Genomic DNA, 20,904 nt, shown 5'->3' with positions numbered 1-20,904 from the left:
CGAGCAGTGCTCAGGCACTGAACAATTGGCTGATGTGTTCGGACAATAAGGCAACGTCCTTGCCCAGCAGCCAGTCCAGCGTCAGGTAAACCGCCAGACAGACCAGCGCGATCAGCGCCAGGTAAACCCACACCGGCACCTCGTGACGCAGCATCTGCGAAACCTGATCGGGCAGCGCCCAGTCCGGCGACAGCGCTTTGGGGGTCTTGCGATAGCGGGCGATGTCCTGACCGAGTGTGTTGGCCAGATAGCGCAATTGATCCTTGCCTTCACCGACGCTGAATTTGCCTTCGAAGCCCAGGGCCAGGCACAGGTGATACACCTCGAGCACGTCGAGGTTGCGCTTGACGTCGGCGCGCAGGGTTTCGATCTTGTCGAAGAAACCTTCGCCCGCCAGGTGCACGCCGAAGTGACGGAACTGCAGCGGCGACACTTCGATGTGCCGGCGCAGCTCGTTGACTTTCTCCGCCGGCGCCGCCAGTGCGGCGTTCGCCGAAGCGGGCGATTCCTCGGCTTTTGCCACGACCGGGGCCACAGGCATTTTGGCCCGCAGCACGCTTTCGTCGAGAAACGCGCACAACGCGTATTGCGTGTCCTTGACCTGCTCGACGCTGTAATTCGAGGCGCGGGCTTCTCGCTCCAGGTTGGCGAAGAAGGTGTCGACGCTCTCCTCGAACGCGCTGACCGAGGTCACTTGACGGCCACGACGCAGGATCAGCGCCATGCTGATGAAATCCTGCACCAGGTCTTTGAGGGTCGGTTTTGGCTGGTCGGCGGCCATGGCGCCTTGCATTACGGCTTCGCTCATTTGAGTACTGCCATCAGTTCAAGCTTGAGGTTGGTGAAAGCGCTGGGTGCGTAGAACGAGATCGCCTGGGCGCTCATCATGCGTTCGTAGACCCGGCCATGGGGTTCGATGGAGAAGTAGTGATTGTCCAGACGCACCGGAATGGCGTTGGGCAATCGCGTCGAATGGTTGAGCGTGGCGCCGGGCATCGCGCTGTTGACCACCACTTCGATGTCTTCCGGAGAGCCGACCTTGACCGCGCGCGGCACCAGTTCCAGCAGGCTGGAGCCGGGCATGTCGGCGTGCACGGAAATATAGAAATCGGCATCGACCAGTCGCGGATCGTGCAGCTGTCCCTGCCAGTAGGACGGCTTGGTCTGGGTCAGGTTGATGACGATGCACTGGTTCGGGATGACGTTGTCCAGCAGCGTGCGGATCATCTGGTCCAGCGTGACCAGCGACGCCGCCGGGTCGTGGTGGTTGTACTCGGGGATATCGTTGAGTTCGACGTCCAGCGAGAAGGTCAGCAAACCGCCGGCCAGTTCCGCGAGAAACAGATACAGACGCTCCGGGTGCAAACGCGGGTGGGCGAGCAAGTGCGCCAGATTCGGGTACGCGCGGTTGACCGTGTTGAACAACCAGAACAGCGTGACGTCGCTGGAGCCGAATTCGGCGATCTGGTCGGCACGCTCGCGGCGGCGGCCCGACAGCGCCTTGCTTTTCGAATGCAGGGCGCCGAGCAGACGCTTGCCCAGGCCGATCAGGGTTTCGTGGGTGCCCAGGTGCAAGGTCGGGTGCACGAAGTGGGTGTCGAGGCTGAAGCCGCCAATGTTGTTGCGCGACAGCCGCGCGATCGGGCAGTAGCTGTAGCCGTCCAGCGAGTCGCCGTCGATCAGCATGACCACGTTCAGGCGCAGGCTGGTGATCTCGTTTTCCAGATCGCCTTCGTTGAGGTCGGGCAGGGTGTCGAACTGCTTGCGGAAACGCCGCGCGCTTTTCTGTTCCTGGCCGTCCTCGACGTAATTGAGGCCGAACGACTCCGGCAGTTTCAGGGCGGCGTAGACCTTGAAGTCATTGCCCTTGAGCAACTCGCGCAGATCCCGCGCCGCCGGCAGCGGATCGTGTGACGGCGCGTCAAACAGGCTGCCGTCGGGAAACACCAGCTTCAGCCGCTTGAATTGCAGGGATCCGCCAGCCAGCGCTTCTTCGTCGATCTGCATGGCCTGCACGCCCCAATGGAAGGGCGTGCTGCGCAGCGTCGATTCGGCCAGCTGGTGCTGATGGAATTCATCCTGGTATTGGAAGTGCTGCGGCAGAAGAAACATGCCTTCGGACCACATCACGCGGCTCTGCTTACTCATGAACGCCTTCCACTAATGAATCGAACTTTGACTGCACGCCTTTCTGTGCGCTCTGTTGCGCAGAGTCCACGGCGGTGTCCTTAGCCTTTTGCACCATCGCGTCCTGCACCTGTTGGCTCAAGGGCGGATTGCCCGCATTGGCGGCGGGCTCGGCCGTGGGCATGACGTTGCTTTTGGCGAACTGCGCCTCGGTCTGCGGCTTGTTCAGCACGTCGTTGCCACGCACCGCCAGCACGTGGTTGTTGTCGACCAGCACACGCAGGCCGTCCGAGGAGAACCAGATGCCGTCCTTGCGCAGGGAGTTGGCATCGAAGGCGACTTTCCAGTGGCTCTTCTCGTCGGAGCGGAAGAACGCAGCGATGCCGACATAGCCGGTGGCCGTGTTCAGCGGCCACTGGTCGATCTGGCCCATGCCCGGCAGCAACGTGATTTCCTGGCTGTCGATGAGCGTGTTGCCGAGGGCCTGCTGCGGGTTGTCCCACAGCGAATCGGCGTCGATGGACGCAAACCGCTCCAGGGCCGTGAGCTGGTACACCCGCAGCACGACCGACAGCGGCCGGCCGCTCTCATCGGGGTTCAGCTGGTTGCCGCCGTCGGCCGTCAGGATGACTTTTTCCTTGTCGCCGAACAGCATGTCGCCGGCCCACGTGTCATCGACGCGCTTGCTGGCCCGGTCGGTGATGCCGCAGGCGGTGAGCGCCATCACGACCGTCAAAAGGGTCACACGGGTGGCCCAGCCGGCCCGGGCGCAAAGACGTTCCCTGTTTCGCATGTTCATGACTGCTACCTATGAATGCTCAATCAAATCAAGCCGGATCACGTGAGGCTGTAGGCGAAATCGCCGTCGCTGCTCAGTTCGATGTTCAGGCTCTGAATCGGTTTGTCCTGGGCCATGCGTTCCAGCACGTGCTGGGACAGTTCCGGCATGAGGGTCTTGGACAGAATGTTGTCGATGTTGCGTGCGCCGCTGTCGACCTCGGTGCAGCGCGCGGCGATGGCCTTGACCAGCGCCTCGTCGTAGCCGAGCACCGCCTGATGGTTGCGCTCGAAGCGTTTGCGAATGCGCTCCAGCTTCAGCGCAACGATGCGCTCCAGAATCTCGTCCTGAACCGGGTAGTACGGCACGATGGTCAGGCGCCCGAGGAAGGCCGGCTTGAACACCTGATTCAGCTCGTCGCGCAGGTCCTCGACAATCTCGTCCGGGGTCGGCTGCTCGGTGGTGTTCAGGCAGCGCTCCATGATGCGATCGGTGCCGGTGTTGGAAGTGAGGATGATCACCGTGTTGCGGAAGTTGATCTCGCGACCTTCGCCGTCATCCAGCACGCCCTTGTCGAACACCTGGAAGAACAGCTCAAGCACGTCCGGGTGGGCTTTTTCTACTTCGTCCAGCAGCACCACGCTGTAGGGTTTGCGCCGCACCGCTTCGGTCAGCACGCCGCCTTCGCCGTAACCGACGTAGCCGGGTGGCGAGCCCTTGAGGCTGGAAACGGTGTGGGCTTCCTGGTACTCGGACATGTTGATGGTGATGACGTTACGTTCGCCGCCGTACAGCGTGTCGGCCAGCGCCAGAGCGGTTTCGGTCTTGCCGACGCCGCTCGGTCCCAGCAGCAGGAACACGCCGATGGGCTTGTTCGGGTCTTCCATGCGCGCCCGGGAAATCTTGATGCGTTTGCCGATCTCCGCCAGGGCGTGATCCTGCCCCAGCACGCGCTCGCCCAGCAGTGCCGGCAGACGCTGCACGGTGTCGATTTCGTTGCGCAGCATCTTGCCCAGCGGGATGCCGGTCCAGCCGGAAATCACCTCGCCGATGGTGCCGCCGTCGACCAATGCGTGGACCAGCGGCTGCTCGCCCTGAACGGCTGACAGCTCGGCGCGCACGGCGGAAATCTCGCTGACATCGGGTGTCTCGACGCTGCCCAGCTCAGCCAGTTTCTTGACCAGATCCAGCTCGCGCTGCCATTGCTGCTCCAAGGTCTCGCGGGTGTTCTGGGCGCTCTGCAATTCTTCGTTCAGCGCGCCCAGACGGCGTGAGTGGTCGCTGCCTTTGGCGGCTTCCTGCTGCAGCACGGCGATCTCGGCCTGGACGTTGTCGATCTGGCGCTTGCAGTCTTCCAGCGGGCCGGGCTGCGCCGACTGCGCCAGGGCCACGCGGGCGCAGGCGGTATCGAGCACGCTGACGGCTTTGTCCGGCAACTGACGCCCGGTGATGTAGCGGTTGGACAGGCGCACGGCCTGCACCAGCGCTTCGTCCATGACCGTGACCTTGTGGTGCTCCTGCATTTTGCCGAGCAGGCCACGGAGCATGTAAATGGCTTTGTCTTCGTCCGGCTCCTCCACCTTGACCACCTGGAAGCGGCGGGCGAGGGCGGCGTCTTTCTCGAAGTACTTTTTGTATTCCGCCCAGGTAGTCGCGGCGATGGTGCGCAGCTCGCCCCGGGCCAGTGCCGGTTTCAGCAGGTTGGCGGCATCGTTCTGCCCGGCCTGACCACCGGAGCCGATCAGGGTGTGGGCTTCGTCGATAAACAGAATGATCGGGTGCAGGCTGCGTTTGGTTTCTTCGATGACCGACTTCAGGCGGTTTTCGAACTCGCCCTTGACCCCGGCGCCGGCTTGCAGCAGGCCCAGATCGAGGGTGTGAATCGCCACGTCCTTGAGCACCGACGGCACGTCGCCCTGGACGATGCGCAACGCCAGGCCTTCGACGACCGCGGTTTTACCCACGCCGGCTTCACCGGTGAGGATCGGGTTGTTCTGCCGGCGACGGGTCAGAATGTCGACCATCTGCCGCACTTCGAACTCGCGGCCCAGCACCGGATCGATGCGACCGTCGCGGGCGCTCTGGGTCAGGTTGATGGTGTATTGATCCAGGCCCGGCGTTTTGCCGTTGCCCTGAACGGTGCGGCCGTTCGCTGCTTTCGGGCTTTCCAGCGGACTGGCCAGACCCGATTCCGGGCTGCCTTCCACCAGCGCCGCGAGGTTGACCCGCAGGTCGTCGGCGTTGATTTTTTCCAGCTCTGGCGCGGAGGCCACGACCACGCGGTGCAGCTCGTCATCGTCCAGCAACGCTTGAATCAGGTAGCCAGTGCGGATCTGGCTCTGGCCGAATTCGATGGAGGCCAGGACCCAGGCCTGCTCGATCATCCGGGTGATGTGCGGCGACAGGGCCGGCGTGCGCGTGTTGCCTTTCTTGAAGGTGCCGAGGGCGGTGACCAACTGCGCCTGCAAGCGCTCGGGGACCACGTCGTAATGACGAAGGATCGCCGGCAGATCGTTGTCGTTGTTTTCCAGCAATTGCAGCAGCAAGTGCTCGACTTCAACGTCGTAATGATTTTCTGACAAGCACAGGGCGGCAGCGCCTTCTGTGGCTGTGCGACTGGTTTCGTTCAGTTTGGCGAACAGCGACTTCAGGTTCACAGTGAGACCCCATCAAAAGGAATATGGAAAAGAGCACAACGGGCCGGCTCGACATCGGCGCCCGGACGTTTCAACCAGCCCAGCCAGCCCAGCGCGACGTTGCCCTGCCGGCCGATCTTCGCCAGCGGCACCGCCTCGCGCTTGAGGGTCGGCGCGATCTGGAAATCCAGATGCGCGCCAACGTAAAAACGCACCAGCTCCACCAGCTTCTGGTAGTCCTCGGTGCCGGGCTGAAAACGCTGATAGTCGGCCAGCGTCAACGGGCCGATGTCGATGCGCACGGTGGACTGGTAATCCCAGACCCGGTTGCCGACGACGGCGCTTTGCCCGAGGGCGGCGTTCTTGCGGCCCAGCTGCGTGCACTGGCTGACGTCGAGCTTCAACCAGCGCCCGGCGAACTGACGCACCTTGAACGGCAGCGAGAAGTAAAAGCTCAGCATCACTTGCAGGTTCAGCGCGTTGCGCGGCTTCTGCGCGAACATCCCCGAGAAATAGCTGAACAGCTCCCGACGCAGCGGTGAGCCTTCAGGGCCGAACTTTTGTTTCTGCGCCTGCGGCCCAAGGCCCACCAGATGCAGCAGGTAGCGATCGAAGTCCGACGTGCCGTTGCGCTCGTACTCGATGTAAAACTTGTACTTCTGCCAGGCCTCGTAGAACAGCGTGGTCATGCGGTGCGAGAACACGTCGAGAAACGCATGGGCAGCGTCGTCGCGGTACTGAATGTGGCGTTCCAGCAACAGCTCGGTGTACGGGCGCGGCAACACGCCGGACGGCCCGACCAGACCCATGAACGTCACCTGCACTTCGGTCAGCGGCAGCCCGGCCGCCGACACCTTGCCCTCGCGCTCGAATTTCAGATCGCTGACTTCGCTCGCCGGGAAATTCAGCGACAGCAGCGAACGAAAGCGCAACGGGTCTTCATGGGGCCGCGTCTGCAGGTCCATTTGCCCGTTCCTGCTGTAATGCAGGCGGAGCAAACGCACCAACTGAAAGAATTCGAATCGGTGCGGCTCAGCCCGTGCCTGGTCGATCAGACCAGGGGTTGATCGCCGGTTCGCGGGGGCCATTGGACCACTCTCTTTTCGCGCTGCAAGGTGCGCAGGGTTAATTGGGTAAAGCTGTTGATCGAGCAGTACTGGCCGAAGAAATGGTCGAGGACCATGCCGAACAGAAACACGCCGCTGCCGGTGTACTGGCTTTCATCGAACTTGAGGGTGATGCCCACGCCGCGCACGAAGTTCGGACGCGGGTGTCCGATCCGCGCGACCACCGGCTCGCTGCTCACCGAGACGATGCCGTTGATCTGCTTACGGATCGCCGAGGTGTTGCGGTAGTTGTAAAGCGACAGCAGCTCCAGCAGCACATCGCGGCCTTTGCTGACCAGCGACATGTGGTTCAGCGACAGGTGCGAGACCAGGCGCCAGATCACCCCGTTGCCCAGTGGCACGCGCACCGAGGCAGTGGGTTTGCGCAGGCAGCGGATGTCGTCGATGACCGAGCCTGCCGGGACACTGAAATCCCCGCGAGCGCCGCCGAAGGGCAGCAGCGAAGGCAGGTCCCGGTTGCTGCAGGTCAGGCGGATGCTTAAGGTATCGCTGGCCGAGTTGATCAGCTCCAGATCCCGGTCAACCACACGAATGAACATGTCGGTGCCGTCCCGTTGCCGGCTCTGGGAGGGGCGTCGGCGGGCGATCCAGAAGCTATTGCCCGGCCCCTGATCGGCGCGCGGCTCGAAGAACGGATGACAGCTGCTGACCTGCTCCAGGCCGCCGACTTTCTTGACCCGGCGCACGCGGTCAATGGACACCACCTCGGCCGTGTTTTGCATGCGCACGTCCGGGATGATGGCGTATTCATGCTGAGCATGGGTCAGGGTGATCGGCTCGGCCTGCTGGCGGAACAGGTTAATGATCGGCGTGCAGTTGAGCTTGAAGTTGGCGCGGCCGATGTTCTGGGTCAGACGGGCCAGGCGGTCGTGCAGGTCGTAGTCGGAAAAGTAGAAATTGATCTCGACCTTGCCCAGCTTCTTGCCCGCCAGAATGCGGCGGAAACCGGACAGGTCGAAGAACATGAACTTGTCCGGGAAGGTGAAGTATTCGTGCAGCAGCCGGTAGCCGAGGAACGAGCGCTCCGAATAATCCACCAGCCCTTCATCCAGACCGTAACCAACCGCTTTCAGCGCGTCGGCCGGCAGGGCCACTTCGCGCATGCGGCCTTCGTCTTCGAAGGTCAGCGTGGCTTTGGCCAGGTTGTTGAAGAGCAACTCGTACAGCTGCAGCATCAGCGTGCTTTCGCCATCAAGGAAAAAGCGCAGCGAGTCCAGCTCCATCTGGCCGAACAGCACGTCGGAGGTCGCCGTGAGGCCGATGCGCAGACGCGCCACCAGGTCCGCGCTGTGACCGTTGAACGCCGAGCGTTCCATCTCGACGAACGAGGCCTGCTGCACGCTGATCGGCCACAGGTCGACCGGGTAGCAGGTGCGGAACTTGCACACCACGCTGTCGATGGGCGTGGCATGAATCTCGGTGTGACGGGCGACACGATAGGCGTCGGTGACTTTCTCATTCTTGCCCAGGGTGAACTCGACGATGGACATCGACGGGGTAGGGCGCAGGTAGTGCGGGTACAGCACCTCAAGGAACGACTCGACGATTTCCGGAAACTCGTCATCGAGCTTCTTGTGCACCCGTGCCGCGAGAAACGAAAACGCCTCGATCAACCGCTCGGTATGAGGGTCCTCGCAGTTATCGCCCTCGATGAGCAACCGCGAGGCGATTTTCGGGTACTGGCTCGCGAACTCCTGGCCCAGAAAGCGCAGGTGCGACAGTTCCTTTTCGTAATAGGGGAGCAGGTCGTCGAGCATCAGTTGAGGTTCTGTACTGTGTATTCCTGGGTATTGACCTGCAACACCGCGTCAAAGGAAACCTGACGGGAGATGTCTTGCAGGCGCAGTACGGCGTCAACGCGAAAGGTCAGCATGCGTTGGCCGGTTTGTTGTGCGAGCAGTTGTACCTTGACGCTGCGAAAGCGCCGGTCGCCGTCGGAAATCGCTTTCTCCAGCTGCTGCTGAATCAGATAGCGGTCCTGGGGGTCGAGCACACTTTTGCTGGTGAAATCGGGCATGCCGTAGTCGAGGATCGTCCCGGGCAGTTGCGGAAAACCGGCGAGTTCGCCAGCCACCAGGGACTGACGGGTGTTCACCAGGATTTCCAGGTCCCGCACGATGCTGGCCTTGTAATCGGCCAGCGAACACAAGCGTTGCGCCGAGGCTTCAACGGACTGGTGCGGACGGTCGTCCAGCAACCGGTCCAGCAGTGACGGCAACAGCTTGTGTTGGCTACTCATGTTGCCTCCCTGGCAGACCCGATTCGGTTAACCGCGTGTGGATTGCGGCAGTTCGGCGACCAGTCGCAGCGACGCCGTCAGTTCATCCAGCTGGTAGTGCGGACGCAGGTACGTCACGGCCTTGTACACACCCGGCTTGCCCGGCACTTCGAAGACTTCGGCGCGGGCTTCACGCAGCGGGAACTTGGCCTTGGCTTCCTGGCTGGCGGTGTCGTCGAGCAGCACGTAGCTGGACAGCCACTTGTTGAGGAACATCTCGACGTCTTTGCGCGAAGCGAAGCTGCCGACCTTGTCGCGCATGATCGCCTTCATGTAGTGAGCGATGCGCGAGGTGGCGAAGATGTATTGCAACTGCGCCGAGAGACGGGCGTTGGCGTTGGCGATGTCGGTGTTGTACTGCTTTTGCTTCTGCGTCGACTGGGTGCCGAAGAACGCCGCGTAGTCGGTGCCCTTGCAGTGCACCAGCGGAATGAAACCGAGGTCGGAAAGCTCTTTCTCGCGGCGGTCGGTAATCGCGATTTCGGTCGGGCACTTGAGGGCAATTTCGCCGTCATCGGTCTTGAACGTGTGGGTCGGTAGACCTTCCACCAGACCGCCGCCTTCCACGCCACGAATCGCCACGCACCAGCCGTAGCGGGAGAACGCGTCGGTGACGCGGGTGCCGAGGGCGTAGGCAGCGTTCATCCACAGGTATTTGTTGTGGTCGCGGCCATCGACGCTTTCGACGAAGTTGAATTCTTCCACCGGCGTGGTATCCGGGCCATAGGGCAGGCGACCCAGCACGTGGGGCAGGGTCAGGCCGACATAACGGGAATCTTCGGAATTACGGAAGGACTTCCACTTGGCGTATTCGACTGTGTCGAAGATCTTCGCCAGGTCGCGTGGGCCGGACATGTCGGTGAACGAGTCCCAGCCAAACAGCTCAGGCGATGCCGCCGAAATGAATGGCGCGTGGGCAGCGGCGGCGACATGGGAGATCTCTTCGAGCAGGTACATGTCTTCCGGGTTACGGTTGAACTCGTAATCACCCAGCAGCATGCCGAACGGAGCGCCACCAAAGGTGCCGTACTCTTCTTCGTAGATCTTCTTGAACAGCGCGCTCTGGTCGAATTCGGACGAGGCCTTCAGGTCACGGACCAGGTCTTTCTTCGAGGCGTTGAGCAAGTGAATCTTCAGCGTGGTGCTGGTCTCTGTCTGGTCGACCTGGTACTTCAGGCCACGCCAGGACGCTTCCAGTTGCTGGAATTCACGGGCGTGCATGATCTCGTTCATCTGCTCGGAGAGCATCGAATCGATCTCGGCGATGCGCGCATCGAGCACGGCGATCAGGTCTTTGCTTGGCGTCATTTCGCCTTCCAGCACCTGACCCACCAGCTCACCGATCAGATCACGGGTGCGGGTGCGTTCGGTTTCGGAGCGGGCAACACGGCTTTCGGAAATGATGCTGTCGAGCAGCGAAGACTGCGGGGCGAATTTTTCCACTTCAACCAGATCAGTGTCCGGCTGGGCCACGGTTTGTTTGTCGTTCATGGTCGTGCTCCTGCTTACTCTTTGGCGTCGGTGGCGGGAACGGCGGCTTCACGACCGAATTCCTTGCCCAGCGTTTTCAGCTTCTCGGTGTTCTGCAACACGTCCATCAACAGCTCTTCGAGCTTGTCGTTGCCGCCCATCTTGTTGCGCAGATCGGCGAGCTTGTTGCGCACTTCCAGCAGCTTGCGCAGCGGCTCGACTTGCTTGACCACGTTCTGCGGTTCGAAGTCTTCGAGGGCGTTGAAGTTGAGCTCGACGCCCAGCTGCGTGCCGTTCTTGGCCAGGGTGTTGTCGACGCGATAGGCCAGGCGCGGCTTGATGCCTTTGAGCACGCCATTGAAGTTGTCGCGGTCGATGAAGATGAATTTGCGATCCTTGAGCTTGGGCAGCGGCTCAAGGGGGTTGCCGGAAAAATCGCCCAGCACGCCGACGACAAAGGGCAGCTCTTTCTTTTCCTGAGCATCGCCGATGTCGACGTCGTAGGTGATGTGGACCCGAGGGGCGCGAACGCGGTCGAGTTTGTGCTGGGTACTTTCCTTCTTCGCCATCGTTTTCTCCTGTGCGAGCAACTCGCTGCAAGTCATTTTGCGTGTCGGCTCGACGTTGAGCCGAGTGCTTTACAGTCCTTCGATCGTCATCAGCAGGCGCTGACGAATCTCATCTTTCATTTCCATGATGCTGTCCTGGCCCACCAGTTCTTCAAAACTGGCGTTGCCGGCAATCTGCGTGCTGCTGCGAATGACCGAGTCGTCCGGCAGCGTCGAGCGCACCGGGGAGCTGATCACGCAGAACGGCAGGTCGCCAAAATCCTTCAATCGCTCAAAGCTGACCGGAAACCTCAGGCCGTCGAACAGACGCCCCAGGCCCGGTGATTTGCTCACGCAGTAAAACAGCACCAGGTAGTGAACGACGAAGCGGTACAACTCGGCGCTGCTGCGGTTCGGGTCTTTGATGACGCTGCGAAAGCGCGCCAGATCAAAGGAATTGAACCCGATCACCCAGCGCGTCGGGCTGGTGATGCGGATGGTCTGACCGCTGTCGGCCAGGACCTTGTCGTATTCCAGCGGGAACAGCTCGGGGGTGGTGCTGATCAGGTTCAGCGGCACTTCCATCTCGTTGACCAACTGGAACGGAGACGCCGAACCAATTCTGTCGTACAGCTCTTTGAGTGCTTTGAAGTGGTGCTGGGTCTCCCGGCCACTGCTGCGCTGGGCACCCTGGAGGTATTCACCGAACAGATTCTGCGGACGAATCAGCAGCGCCAGCGTGGCCAGGTAATCGGACGCCTGTGCTTTAAGCACGTCGGAAATCGCCCGGGTCTGGCTGCGCAGCTTTATGAGTGCTTCTACGTCAAACGTTTGAGTCATTGGTACATCGTCCCTGAACCCTTCTCAACAATGCGGCGAATGCGGCGAAACATAGTGAAGAGATCGCGTCGCCCGGCTGGCACACCTTCTCGAAAAGCTGATTCGGATGAACGTCATCCCGAAAACTCGCTGCGAAGATTAGGCACATGAAACGTGGCCGAACACCGATAGCTAGTAGCCAGCAGTGTCAGCTCAGGCAGTTAATTGTGTGGGAAAGTTCCTACAGACGCGAAGTTTTTCTCACATTTGATACAGCTCGCAATGATGTCTCAAGGCTACTAGGGAGCATTATGGGGTGGTCGGAATGGCTCTAGACCTTGTGGATCAAGGGCTGCAGGGTTTTATTGGATCCCTTCGGCAGATGTAAAGAAAAGCGCGGAAAGGTGAACCGGTTCACCTACTGATCTGAACTAAGCGGGCAACTAAGGAAAATGAGAGGAAACGAGTGGGGCGGAGGGGGTGGCCAGTCTCGGGATTTTTTCGCGGAAATTGGATTTTTTCGGGGGAGGGGTGATGTAGTTTGCGCAGGTTCGGCTTGAGTTGTTGGCTTGGGTCGAACGTCGTTTTTGGGGACGGTATTTATCAAGGAGAGTGGCTATGCAAATGCGAGGTTGGTTGAGGGCGGTTCTGGGGCGCGAGGGACGGGTGGAGGAGGTTGTGCCAGGGTCGAAGTCAGAGTCAGAGTCAGCTTCTGCCGACGGCAAGGAGCAAGGGCAGGAGGAGCCGTTGTCGCGGGTGCAGCAACTTCTCAGCGGGTTGCCGGTTTGTCAGGCGCCTGGTGCGTTCGCGACGCCGCCGCCCGTTTGTCCTTCGGTCTGGGAAAGAGATAAGGCATTACTCGCCAGGTATCACGCCTATGTGGACGACGCCGAGAAGATTGGCTGGCGAGCGCTGCCGGACCCTACTCGGAAAGAGGGACGTGAGCTTGCAGCGCAATGGCGGTCCAGGGCGATCGACCTTTCCAACGCCAAAGCCACCGAGCAATGTGACGGAATTTACTGGTACTTCCAGAGCGCAGCCATCGCTTCACTGTTCGCGGACGGACCGGAATCGGAAGCCTTTGCCCGCTACAGGAGGGATGCGGAATCGTATCGGGGATGGCGCAGGGTGAGCGGTTAGGTGCGGTTGTTTGATGAGTATGTGAGCGTGATTGCGTCTGGCCCATAGCTCAAGCCGGGCGCTGAGTGAAGGGCTGACTCGACCCTTTGGGCTAGACCGCTTCGCGAGCAAGGCCCGACTGGTCTCATGTGGGCCACAGATCCGGGACACACTGCAGATTCTGTTGGAGTGAGCTTGCTCACGAAGAGGCCAGTGCACTCAGCAGATATCCGTCGGCTGGAATACCATTCGCGAGCAAGCTCGCTCCCACGGCATGGTGGGCTGACCTGATATTTTGGCCAGTTTCGGAAAACTTGTGGGAGTGACCGGAGTGGCGCTTCACCGTGCTCACGAAGAGGTCTTCAGATGTCCCGCTGCTCATCGACGTACGAGGATTTATAGCGCGCCATGGCATCGGTGAGTCGGCGCTTCAGGTAATCATTGGTGTGCCCAAGCGCCGCCAGGATCTGCGCAGATTCCTCGTGATAGGAGGCGCGCTTCTCCAACGACCACGTCGATGGCGCGGATTGGAGATTGGTGATCCGGTCGCATAACTTGATCGCTGCCGCTTCCCGGGAATGCGCGGCGATCGCCTGGAAATAGCGCTCGTCCGAGAACGGCACGATCAGGTTCTTGCTCAGGCAGGCGACAGTCGATGCGACAACGGCGCCGAACACTTCAGTCAGTGCCTCTTTTGACGTTCCAGTGTCCTCGATCACGTCGTGCAGCAGCGCGGCAGGCATCGCGATGGACAGATCACCGATGTCACTTTCCCGGTCCGCGAAAATCAGCTCGTTGGCGACCATCGCAACATGGGTGGTGTACGGCAGATTCGATCCCTTCATCATCTGCCCGACGTGGGCGTGGGAGGCGAACAGCCAGGCTTTGTTGTAGAGGTGCTGCAGGTTGGTGGACGGCAATCAATTCACTCCTGAGATTGGGGAGATGGGCGGTGAAGGCTTTCCAGGGGCTGGCCGTCGGGGAGCTGGATTTTCAAGCCGCGGGCAATCTGGTCGCCAATGCTGTAGGCGGTGAACTTTGGATTCGCCGAATTGCTAGCAAGCGAAGCCTCGTTTCGAGCCTGGCTTTTGCATCAGCAACTCGTCCATCTCTCGCCGACGGCAACGGTTGACGAATTCAAGCGCAGAGGCGAGATCGTGGTGGAAGCGTTCGGACATCTGTTGGTCTATTGCGTAATATTCTTCGTACTCGATCAAGCCGTTGAATACAGGGAAAGCCACAAAGAACTGGCCTGAGGTTTCTTCGATGCCAAGACAGAACCTTTCTTCTCGGTTTACGTAAGTGTCGCTGAATGTCATCGTTCGGAGGGCTCCAGTTTGCTTGCTAAAGCAGCTTTAGCGCTGCCTCATTATGCAATATCAGGTAAAGCTCGCTGCGCAAAGCTTTACCTGGGTTGGTTGGCGGTGAGCAAGGCAGTGCGAATGAGGTCGAGTTTTTGTCTGGTCAACCGCTAGTGACCGACGATGAACGTATGTGCTTATGGGCTAGGGAACGGTAATGATTGATGCGCATAATCTCAAGAAGGTCAGTTGGACATTGCTAACATTCCTTTTATCCATGATGGCCCTAGGTCCATCAAATCTTGAATATTTCTGGCGTCTGTACCTCGTAGTGGCCCTACTAGCGATTCTGTGGACCCTCTACCTGGTTTATTTTTGTGAGAGATTTACCGTTTATATGATCTCGCTGGTCGTGGCGTTTTTAGGTGCGTTTTGTTTACCAGTCTGCTCGGTCGCGTATCTCGCAGCAGGAAGCATCTGGGGCAAAGAGGGTCTTCTGCCCTTATTGCTAGGGTGCGCGCCGGTTGGTATCACGCTGCTGACCTACTATGCACTGGCCAGAGGTAGATCATCCTTTCATCCGTTCGAATATAACGGGCTAAAAGTCCAGCCGAGGTATCAGGATAGGCAGCGATCACCTGCCCCGTATAATCCCGTGTTAGTTGCCGGAGCTACAACCTTGGCGGCAAGTATTACTATAAATTCACTCGGCCATTTAACTGCTGCAATGGTCGGTATGGTTGGACTGCAGGCGTTTTGCATCGCCGCGTTGTTTTACGCTCGGCACATCATCAGGGGGCTACGCGCGCTCCGCCTTCAAGAACAATCAATGCCTACGCCCTACACGTTCATGCAAATTGACGAAATCCGTGAAGCGCGGAGTCGTTGGTATTTGAGCAGATGGTTCACGTCGATCGCGTCTTTGAGGGCGTCGCAGGATGACTGATTGCTCGATGATTCGTCTCGACTTGGTTTGGTGGGTATCTCGCGTCGCTGTGTTGGGCGTCTTTTTTGCTGCGTTGCCCTCATGCTTTATGAACGTGATGCGATTAGCGGCCTGCGCACCCTCCGTTCTCGGGAGAAGTCCATGCCTGCTCCATTCACCTTCAAGCGAATCGACGAGATCCGTGAAGCCCGCAGCCGGTGGTGGATCAGTAGATTGCTCAAGTGGATTAGTTCCCGGCACCAGTGACCAGGTGCATGATTAAAGGTGATTCTGCGCACGCTGAATTGTTTCTTCGCGTATTCACCCAAGGGGTAAAGGAGATTTACATGATCATGGACCTCGCATCGTTTCTCGCGCCGCAGAACGTGCAGCCGATCGCGTCCAGGCTCTGCCAATCCGAAACTGCCGAGTTTCGCGCTGTCGACAGACGCAGGATCTCTAGCAAATCAAAGTCTGTGCTTGAGGGTATGGGTTGGGTTGGAATATTTATTGATCCATGGGTTGAGGCAAACCGATAAAGAATGCGTTGAAGCGTTGAAAGGGATACTGGCTGATGATTTTGGACTCCGATTATCTCAAGCACGGTGCTTGGGTCTCTTTTATCGCACTTGTCTTTTCCATGGCTATCGGGCTCTCTGCGGTTCCGATCTTCTGGCCAGCCTATATTCTGGTTTTTCTCTTGAAACTTAGCTGGTTTCTCTACCTGATCTATTTTTGTGAGAGGTTTACATTTTATTTGTGGTCAGTCTTAGCCAGTGTGCAGGGCTTCTTGATCATACTAGCAGGCAGTGTCGCTTACTCTTCCGCTGTCGACGTGTGGGGCCCGGCAAGTGCCGCGGCATTTATTGCGGGCTTGTTACCCATGGCTTTAGTATTTTTGACTTATTCTCTAATCACGAACACAAAACCGTCGTTTCACCCATTTGAATGCAGTGGAAACAAGGTAAGGGTGGTGCCGAAAGTTAGTCAGACTAAGTCAGCAAGGTATCCTGGTGCGTTGTTGGCTGGTGCGTCCACACTAGCCGCGAGTATATTCGTCCATTTTTTTGGGATTCCTGCGGCGGGAGTCATTGGTGCGGTCGTTCTAACTACCTGCGCTTTAGTGATTCTCTACCATCTGCGTCATTCAGTTAGAGCGTTGCGCACCTTAAGCATCAAAGAAAAATCCTCATCAGTGCTCTACACGTTTATGGAAATCGACGAAATTCGCCAAGCACGCAATCGCTGGTGGATCAGTAGATTGGCTAGATTGGTTCGGTCTTGGAGAAAATCACAGGATGATTGAAGACCAAGTCAGCTTGGTGTAATGGGTTGTTAGGCGTCACTGATTCAGAAGCTGGTTAAGCGACCGAGCCAGCACGATGTTGATTGACGTCATTCACTAGGAATTTGGTTCGGCAGGGCAGGGCGCGAGGCCAGTTGCGTAGCAGAAGGGGTTTATGTGATTCACCTCATCTATCGATGGGCATGGGTCAAAGGCGCCGTTTCGACTTACCGGAGCAACCTTTATATGGAGGACGGCGACACATACACAACCTACCGTGTGAGCCTTGAACAAGTCGAAACCCGACCGCCCTTGCCGAGCGGCCGTTGAGCCTATTTCAGTAAAGCAACCACTGCGCAGGCAAGCATGATCGCCAGCGCCGGCCACTGCATCGGCACGAAAAAGAAGTGGTGGCGAACGCCATTGGGGTGAAGCTCGCGATTCAACACAAAGCCCAGGACAACGTTGATGGCTGAACCAATACCCACTGCCAGCAAGAATTGCATGAGCGATAAATCACTGGATTTAGCGCTGGGGTCCATCAACAACCAGCTCAGTAACAGCACCATGGCCAGTGGTGTTAACAGAGTCATCCAGCCCGCGCCGCGATAGATCATCGTTGGATGTTCATTTCGAAGACATTGGACGCTGGCTCGCGTCCCTGCTCTTCAACCGCCAATACGACATCGAGCGTGCTGAGGAACAGGTCATGGCTCAGGATGCCTGTGGCGATGGTTGACAATACGGGCTTGCCGTTCTCATCCTTGATCACTACGTTTTCGGTCCAGGCGCTGAGGTCTACCGTGCGCAGTGACGACATCGGCACTTTGTTGCCTTGGTACTCGAAGAAGTCCCGGCTCAGAAGAATTGGCGCCGTGGTCACTTTAAGGAAGTTGCCCGTTACTCGCTTGCCCCAGACCTGCTTTGAACTGATGCAGTTGAAGGTGGTCGACTGGCCCGCCTCCAGCGCTTCGGCCAAAGCCGGCAGGCGTGCGCGGACGTGTAAGTCACGGACCAGTTCCTGAAATGCCTGGAAGCCTTTCAAGGTATCGACCACTCGATGAAAGGGCTCTGAGGCATTACGACGATAGGCTAGGTTTGTGATCAGGCCGGTCAATACAGTTTGCCCGGAGCTGAACAGGTACAGGTCCTCTATCTCGGCAAACGCCGTGTAGACGCGCTGGTCTTTAGTGATGCGCACGATGCCGTTTTCAAAAACTTCATAGTCGGTATTACGCAGCTTCTTGTGCCAAGCGGTGGTACCCAACAGGCATAGACCGATAAGGGCCAACAAGCCGGTCGTGAAACTAAATACGACATCCTGGCTGGCGAAATTCATGGTCATCCCGCGGGACGTGTGAAGCGTGACCGGGCCGTTATGGCCCATCGGCACAATCGTGCTCAGATAAAAGACGAACGCGGCGAGGCCCAAAAATACAACGGCCAATATCAGGCCGAAAATCAAAAAGGCCTTGCCTTGGCGGAACGTCGCGATCAGCTCGCCGGTGTCGGAAGAAGTGTGGGAGTTGTTTGGTTGCATGAGAGTTTGCGTCCTTGTCTTTGAATGGGTGCGCGGCCTTAGGCGCGGGGCAGGGTAGGTGGTGCTTTTTCTAGAGAGTGGAGCGGTGTAGCTGGATTCATGGCATACCCGGCGTGATTACTATCAACGCTTCCTGTGCCCGTGCCGTTTTTTTCAGCTAGCCCCAACCTTGCTGCTCGGCGGCGGATGCGACAGCGATGGGGTACAGAGACAGCTAATGTTGCATGCAGAGCTCATATAACCGGGTGCGCAATTTGGCAAACTCATTGTTCTCGTCGATCAAGGGCTGGCCGTTACAGTACAAAACGATGTCGGTCAGCGAACCCATTCCTCCATACAATTCTATTATTTGTGAGAGAGCGAGGTCATAATCGTGATTCATATCTGCTCGATACTCATCAAGGCGCTCAGCCCGCTCTTCTTTATTTCCGGCACCTAGTAACGCAGACATGCGGGTCATGATTGCGCACATCGGAATACTATTCGTCATCTCTGAGCTCCTGATCCTGTCAATTCAACTGCGTTTGAGCTTTTCGGTTCAAGCGAGATAGCGCTAAATTCAAATTCCTTGTTGTCATTGCATACCGGCTAATTCAGATATTTTTAGTGCGTACATTTAAAGAGTCAAACCGTAGCTAGAGTGGTCGTATTACGATTGCAACCATGGTCTCACTATTTTCTTTTCGGGTTGATAATGTAGCGATCCCGAACGCTCCTAGCGTAGGGCAGAAAGTAGTCGATAGCTCTACCCACGGTTCGGCCCTTACTCCTACGCTCGATCTACCGTCTTAACGACAGCACCTCGCCGCCGGTCACCCTCGATCACAAAGTTAGCTAAAACCAGATGATCTAGGCGCCGGGGGGCTCATAATTCTTATCTGCGGAATGCGGGTTGTCACTTCATCTGTTCTTGAAGCCATTTCAAAGCCGGCGTCTCTCCCCCTCTCGCCTCAATCGAGAACTCCGCGAATGCATTTTCCAAATCGCGGTACTGCTGCAGGTTTCTCTCTGTAAAGCGATAACGTCCCGGAACGTCTCGCACTTCAAGCGGGCTCGTGAGGTTGCCAGCTTTCGCTTGGATCAATAATGGTGTCAGGTCAGCATGAAGAGCCGCGGCCTCTGGATCTATCTTGGCATGTATCAGTAGTTGATATTCAAGTGCAATTGCTAGTTCTCTAATTTTTTGGATGTTCATGGTTAATTTCCAATTAAGCCTATAGGTTTGGCGGGTGACCAATCTCCGCGATTTGGAATAAGGTATTGCGTCGCACCGCCTGTTCTCATCACTGCGCCCCCAAACTCACTTGTGGGAGCGATTTCGGTTATGTAAACCTTAGCAGGCGCCAACGGGGTAATTTCCCAAACTGAATATTTTGCGCCCTCGCTAACTAGCGGTAGTCCTAATGCCTCAGCGAGTGTTGAGTCTGATTTCGCCGCTTTCATAAAATCTTCATACGTGGTGAAGTAGGGCGAAAACTTAGGTTCTCCACCACCTTCGATAACGATTTTTATCAGGGGTGTGTTGATTGTCTTGGCTACGGGCAGTGCAGTGCCTGAGGCCAGTTGGCCGCTGACCCGTTCATATATCGTCTTCGCGGGCGCAAGTGGGTCCGCTGCACGCGCCGCTTGAAGATATTCTCTGCCTTCTGAGGTAGTCAGGTATGAATCAATTTCAGCCGTTGATACCCCGTCTGGCTTGAATGTTTTAGTTTCCTTGACCAGCTTTTCCAAGGGCGAAAAGTCTGGATCTTGTTTCGCATAGTATTCCCTCATTGCCAAAAGTTCGGGGTTTTCCGCGTTCCAGGGCCCTACCTCTTTAATCTGCAAATCCGGATCGTCCAGAATGGCACGCTCGTTACGCGCCAACCAGTCCGCGAACTTCCTATTCGATATTTCTGCCTGAAGCTTCGCACTGCGCGTTGCGATGCTATCTAAAGCGCCTGTTACACCTGTCTTAAGCTGACCACGAGTGAGATAGGTCACTATCGCGGTCAGTAGCAACAATACGAGTTGTTCCTGACCTTTGGCTAACTGCCGAGCGGCTCGTTCGGTACGTTCCAAAATGGTTGCCGCAGACGCACCGGTGGGATCAAGTCCAGGTGGTTTCAGACCTTCTTCAGCATGCCAAGCTGTAGTGAGCCCATCCCACAATGTCTCGGCACATGGCTGTAAACCCTCGGCGAAATAACCTGTGATTGACCAGAGACCTAGTGTAGCCAGTATTAAATTGCCTACCTGCAAGCCGATGGTGCCACCGGCCACTGCTCCCGGCAGCGCACCCGCGCCGAAAGCAAGCGAGCCGACCGCGCCTCCAACCGCGCCCCCCACCGCAACGCTTCCCCCCAATATCATCACCACGTCCTGCACCAACTCGAGCAATACAGGCAAGATTTCCGTAATGTTGATCGACGCCCACTTGCGCGTCAGGTCACTCTGTACTATCGGGTAGGAGAGAGCCAATGCTTGCCGGAGGTGATCGATCCGTGCCCCGCCATGGTCGGCGTAGACTTGGCTCGCGCCATTGCTGAGTCGGCGGGTGAACCCGTCCCAACCGTCGTTGGCGCTCTGCAGACCCTGATCGATGCTCTGGTTGATCGCGCCGAACTTATGGTCGAGATTCCGCTCGATGTCGTCCCAGCTAGGTATGTTGGCTAAAAAGTCCATTTACACATCACAGTCCTGGAGTAGGGCGCCATGGAGCGCCTTGAGTGAGCGTGGGAGTTGCGGTTGGCCGTTACAGCTAGCACGTTGCCAGCAGGAGACCTCAAGCCCGCTATCGACCGCTAAAGTACGATTTAATTTCCAGCGACGGGCATTTTTCTCAGGTTTTTTACACTGAGCAATGATGGCAGAACACCCTCACTCAACCAACTAATGCCTACAACCCCCGGCAAGGGCCTGTGATTACGGGCATTCCGAGACATCTAGCCGACGGTTAAGAAATTTCAGAT

Annotated in this window: 20 protein-coding genes; 3 read left to right on the top strand and 17 right to left on the bottom strand. The window is 57.9% G+C overall.

The genetic code is table 11. The annotated features are described in order from the left end of the window. Window positions 1-10: 10 nt before the first annotated feature. The 10 genes from icmH to QMX88_RS08375 form a co-directional block, all read right to left on the bottom strand. Window positions 11-808 (bottom strand): type IVB secretion system protein IcmH/DotU, encoded by a 798-nt coding sequence (gene icmH, locus QMX88_RS08420; protein ID WP_192173527.1) that lies wholly within the window; start codon window positions 806-808, stop codon window positions 11-13. Beyond that, window positions 805-2,148: a type VI secretion system baseplate subunit TssK gene (tssK, locus tag QMX88_RS08415; RefSeq protein WP_282368176.1), complete on the bottom strand. Its 1,344-nt coding sequence runs from the start codon at window positions 2,146-2,148 to the stop codon at window positions 805-807. Before tssK ends, icmH begins: the two co-directional genes overlap by 4 nt. Continuing rightward, a complete protein-coding gene (gene tssJ, locus QMX88_RS08410; RefSeq protein WP_282368175.1) occupies window positions 2,141-2,926 on the bottom strand; it encodes a type VI secretion system lipoprotein TssJ in 786 nt (261 codons plus the stop codon). The genes tssK and tssJ overlap by 8 nt, the downstream gene beginning before the upstream one ends. A gap of 38 nt (window positions 2,927-2,964) precedes the next feature. Beyond that, on the bottom strand, window positions 2,965-5,562 hold the full coding sequence (gene tssH, locus QMX88_RS08405) for a type VI secretion system ATPase TssH (RefSeq protein WP_282368173.1): 2,598 nt from the start codon (window positions 5,560-5,562) through the stop codon (window positions 2,965-2,967). Continuing rightward, a complete protein-coding gene (gene tssG / locus QMX88_RS08400; RefSeq protein ID WP_282368171.1) occupies window positions 5,559-6,629 on the bottom strand; it encodes a type VI secretion system baseplate subunit TssG in 1,071 nt (356 codons plus the stop codon). The genes tssH and tssG overlap by 4 nt, the downstream gene beginning before the upstream one ends. Beyond that, window positions 6,593-8,425 carry a type VI secretion system baseplate subunit TssF gene (gene tssF, locus QMX88_RS08395; protein ID WP_282368169.1) on the bottom strand — a complete coding sequence of 611 codons (1,833 nt, stop codon included), beginning with the start codon at window positions 8,423-8,425 and terminating at the stop codon, window positions 6,593-6,595. The genes tssG and tssF overlap by 37 nt, the downstream gene beginning before the upstream one ends. Then, window positions 8,425-8,907 carry a type VI secretion system baseplate subunit TssE gene (tssE, locus tag QMX88_RS08390; RefSeq protein WP_065988945.1) on the bottom strand — a complete coding sequence of 161 codons (483 nt, stop codon included), beginning with the start codon at window positions 8,905-8,907 and terminating at the stop codon, window positions 8,425-8,427. Before tssE ends, tssF begins: the two co-directional genes overlap by 1 nt. A 27-nt stretch (window positions 8,908-8,934) precedes the next feature. Continuing rightward, window positions 8,935-10,437 carry a type VI secretion system contractile sheath large subunit gene (tssC, locus tag QMX88_RS08385; RefSeq protein ID WP_282368163.1) on the bottom strand — a complete coding sequence of 501 codons (1,503 nt, stop codon included), beginning with the start codon at window positions 10,435-10,437 and terminating at the stop codon, window positions 8,935-8,937. Between the two features lie 14 nt (window positions 10,438-10,451). Next, on the bottom strand, window positions 10,452-10,985 hold the full coding sequence (tssB, locus tag QMX88_RS08380; protein WP_062387737.1) for a type VI secretion system contractile sheath small subunit: 534 nt from the start codon (window positions 10,983-10,985) through the stop codon (window positions 10,452-10,454). A 69-nt stretch (window positions 10,986-11,054) separates the two neighbouring features. Further along, window positions 11,055-11,804: a hypothetical protein gene (locus tag QMX88_RS08375; protein ID WP_282368143.1), complete on the bottom strand. Its 750-nt coding sequence runs from the start codon at window positions 11,802-11,804 to the stop codon at window positions 11,055-11,057. A gap of 597 nt (window positions 11,805-12,401) precedes the next feature. On the opposite strand from QMX88_RS08375, the gene QMX88_RS08370 reads away from it, so the two are divergent. Further along, window positions 12,402-12,923 (top strand): hypothetical protein, encoded by a 522-nt coding sequence (locus QMX88_RS08370; protein WP_282368141.1) that lies wholly within the window; start codon window positions 12,402-12,404, stop codon window positions 12,921-12,923. A 341-nt stretch (window positions 12,924-13,264) separates the two neighbouring features. Here QMX88_RS08370 and QMX88_RS08365 read toward each other — a convergent pair whose 3' ends face one another. Together QMX88_RS08365 and QMX88_RS08360 are read right to left on the bottom strand one after the other, a co-directional pair. Then, window positions 13,265-13,822: an HD domain-containing protein gene (locus QMX88_RS08365; protein WP_282368139.1), complete on the bottom strand. Its 558-nt coding sequence runs from the start codon at window positions 13,820-13,822 to the stop codon at window positions 13,265-13,267. A 135-nt stretch (window positions 13,823-13,957) separates the two neighbouring features. Next, a complete protein-coding gene (locus QMX88_RS08360) occupies window positions 13,958-14,221 on the bottom strand; it encodes a hypothetical protein (protein WP_192173536.1) in 264 nt (87 codons plus the stop codon). Window positions 14,222-14,420: 199 nt separating this feature from the next. On the opposite strand from QMX88_RS08360, the gene QMX88_RS08355 reads away from it, so the two are divergent. Continuing rightward, window positions 14,421-15,149: a hypothetical protein gene (locus QMX88_RS08355; protein WP_282368136.1), complete on the top strand. Its 729-nt coding sequence runs from the start codon at window positions 14,421-14,423 to the stop codon at window positions 15,147-15,149. 553 nt (window positions 15,150-15,702) lie between these two features. Next, window positions 15,703-16,434: a hypothetical protein gene (locus tag QMX88_RS08350; protein ID WP_282368134.1), complete on the top strand. Its 732-nt coding sequence runs from the start codon at window positions 15,703-15,705 to the stop codon at window positions 16,432-16,434. 311 nt (window positions 16,435-16,745) lie between these two features. Here the strand turns inward: QMX88_RS08350 and QMX88_RS08345 are convergent, their stop codons facing one another. The 5 genes from QMX88_RS08345 to QMX88_RS08325 form a co-directional block, all read right to left on the bottom strand. Further along, window positions 16,746-17,030, bottom strand: coding sequence for a hypothetical protein (locus tag QMX88_RS08345; RefSeq protein ID WP_282368132.1), 285 nt, complete (start codon window positions 17,028-17,030; stop codon window positions 16,746-16,748). Then, complete coding sequence (locus QMX88_RS08340) at window positions 17,027-17,953, bottom strand: hypothetical protein (RefSeq protein ID WP_282368130.1); 927 nt, start codon at window positions 17,951-17,953, stop codon at window positions 17,027-17,029. The genes QMX88_RS08345 and QMX88_RS08340 overlap by 4 nt, the downstream gene beginning before the upstream one ends. Before the next feature lie 214 nt (window positions 17,954-18,167). After that, complete coding sequence (locus QMX88_RS08335; protein WP_282368128.1) at window positions 18,168-18,443, bottom strand: DUF6966 domain-containing protein; 276 nt, start codon at window positions 18,441-18,443, stop codon at window positions 18,168-18,170. Window positions 18,444-18,848: 405 nt separating this feature from the next. Further along, window positions 18,849-19,148, bottom strand: coding sequence for a hypothetical protein (locus QMX88_RS08330; protein ID WP_282368125.1), 300 nt, complete (start codon window positions 19,146-19,148; stop codon window positions 18,849-18,851). A 2-nt stretch (window positions 19,149-19,150) separates the two neighbouring features. After that, a complete protein-coding gene (locus QMX88_RS08325) occupies window positions 19,151-20,617 on the bottom strand; it encodes a DUF6861 domain-containing protein (RefSeq protein WP_282368123.1) in 1,467 nt (488 codons plus the stop codon). Between the last annotated feature and the right edge of the window lie 287 nt (window positions 20,618-20,904).

The organism is Pseudomonas sp. PS02290, assembly GCF_029960075.1.
In the GTDB taxonomy this organism is placed as follows: domain Bacteria; phylum Pseudomonadota; class Gammaproteobacteria; order Pseudomonadales; family Pseudomonadaceae; genus Aquipseudomonas.
This window is presented reverse-complemented; position numbering and strand designations above follow the sequence as displayed.

Excerpts from the sequence above, each read along its gene's own strand:
- QMX88_RS08350 (WP_282368134.1), top strand. The coding sequence starts at position 15,703 with ATGATTTTGGACTCCGATTATCTCAAGCACGGTGCTTGGGTCTCTTTT.
- QMX88_RS08370 (WP_282368141.1), top strand. The coding sequence starts at position 12,402 with ATGCAAATGCGAGGTTGGTTGAGGGCGGTTCTGGGGCGCGAGGGACGG.
- QMX88_RS08355 (WP_282368136.1), top strand. The coding sequence starts at position 14,421 with ATGATTGATGCGCATAATCTCAAGAAGGTCAGTTGGACATTGCTAACA.
- tssJ (WP_282368175.1), bottom strand. The coding sequence starts at position 2,926 with ATGAACATGCGAAACAGGGAACGTCTTTGCGCCCGGGCCGGCTGGGCC.
- tssE (WP_065988945.1), bottom strand. The coding sequence starts at position 8,907 with ATGAGTAGCCAACACAAGCTGTTGCCGTCACTGCTGGACCGGTTGCTG.
- QMX88_RS08335 (WP_282368128.1), bottom strand. The coding sequence starts at position 18,443 with ATGACGAATAGTATTCCGATGTGCGCAATCATGACCCGCATGTCTGCG.
- tssK (WP_282368176.1), bottom strand. The coding sequence starts at position 2,148 with ATGAGTAAGCAGAGCCGCGTGATGTGGTCCGAAGGCATGTTTCTTCTG.
- QMX88_RS08345 (WP_282368132.1), bottom strand. The coding sequence starts at position 17,030 with ATGATCTATCGCGGCGCGGGCTGGATGACTCTGTTAACACCACTGGCC.
- QMX88_RS08375 (WP_282368143.1), bottom strand. The coding sequence starts at position 11,804 with ATGACTCAAACGTTTGACGTAGAAGCACTCATAAAGCTGCGCAGCCAG.
- QMX88_RS08360 (WP_192173536.1), bottom strand. The coding sequence starts at position 14,221 with ATGACATTCAGCGACACTTACGTAAACCGAGAAGAAAGGTTCTGTCTT.
- tssG (WP_282368171.1), bottom strand. The coding sequence starts at position 6,629 with ATGGCCCCCGCGAACCGGCGATCAACCCCTGGTCTGATCGACCAGGCA.
- tssF (WP_282368169.1), bottom strand. The coding sequence starts at position 8,425 with ATGCTCGACGACCTGCTCCCCTATTACGAAAAGGAACTGTCGCACCTG.
- QMX88_RS08330 (WP_282368125.1), bottom strand. The coding sequence starts at position 19,148 with ATGAACATCCAAAAAATTAGAGAACTAGCAATTGCACTTGAATATCAA.
- icmH (WP_192173527.1), bottom strand. The coding sequence starts at position 808 with ATGAGCGAAGCCGTAATGCAAGGCGCCATGGCCGCCGACCAGCCAAAA.
- QMX88_RS08325 (WP_282368123.1), bottom strand. The coding sequence starts at position 20,617 with ATGGACTTTTTAGCCAACATACCTAGCTGGGACGACATCGAGCGGAAT.
- tssB (WP_062387737.1), bottom strand. The coding sequence starts at position 10,985 with ATGGCGAAGAAGGAAAGTACCCAGCACAAACTCGACCGCGTTCGCGCC.
- QMX88_RS08340 (WP_282368130.1), bottom strand. The coding sequence starts at position 17,953 with ATGCAACCAAACAACTCCCACACTTCTTCCGACACCGGCGAGCTGATC.
- tssC (WP_282368163.1), bottom strand. The coding sequence starts at position 10,437 with ATGAACGACAAACAAACCGTGGCCCAGCCGGACACTGATCTGGTTGAA.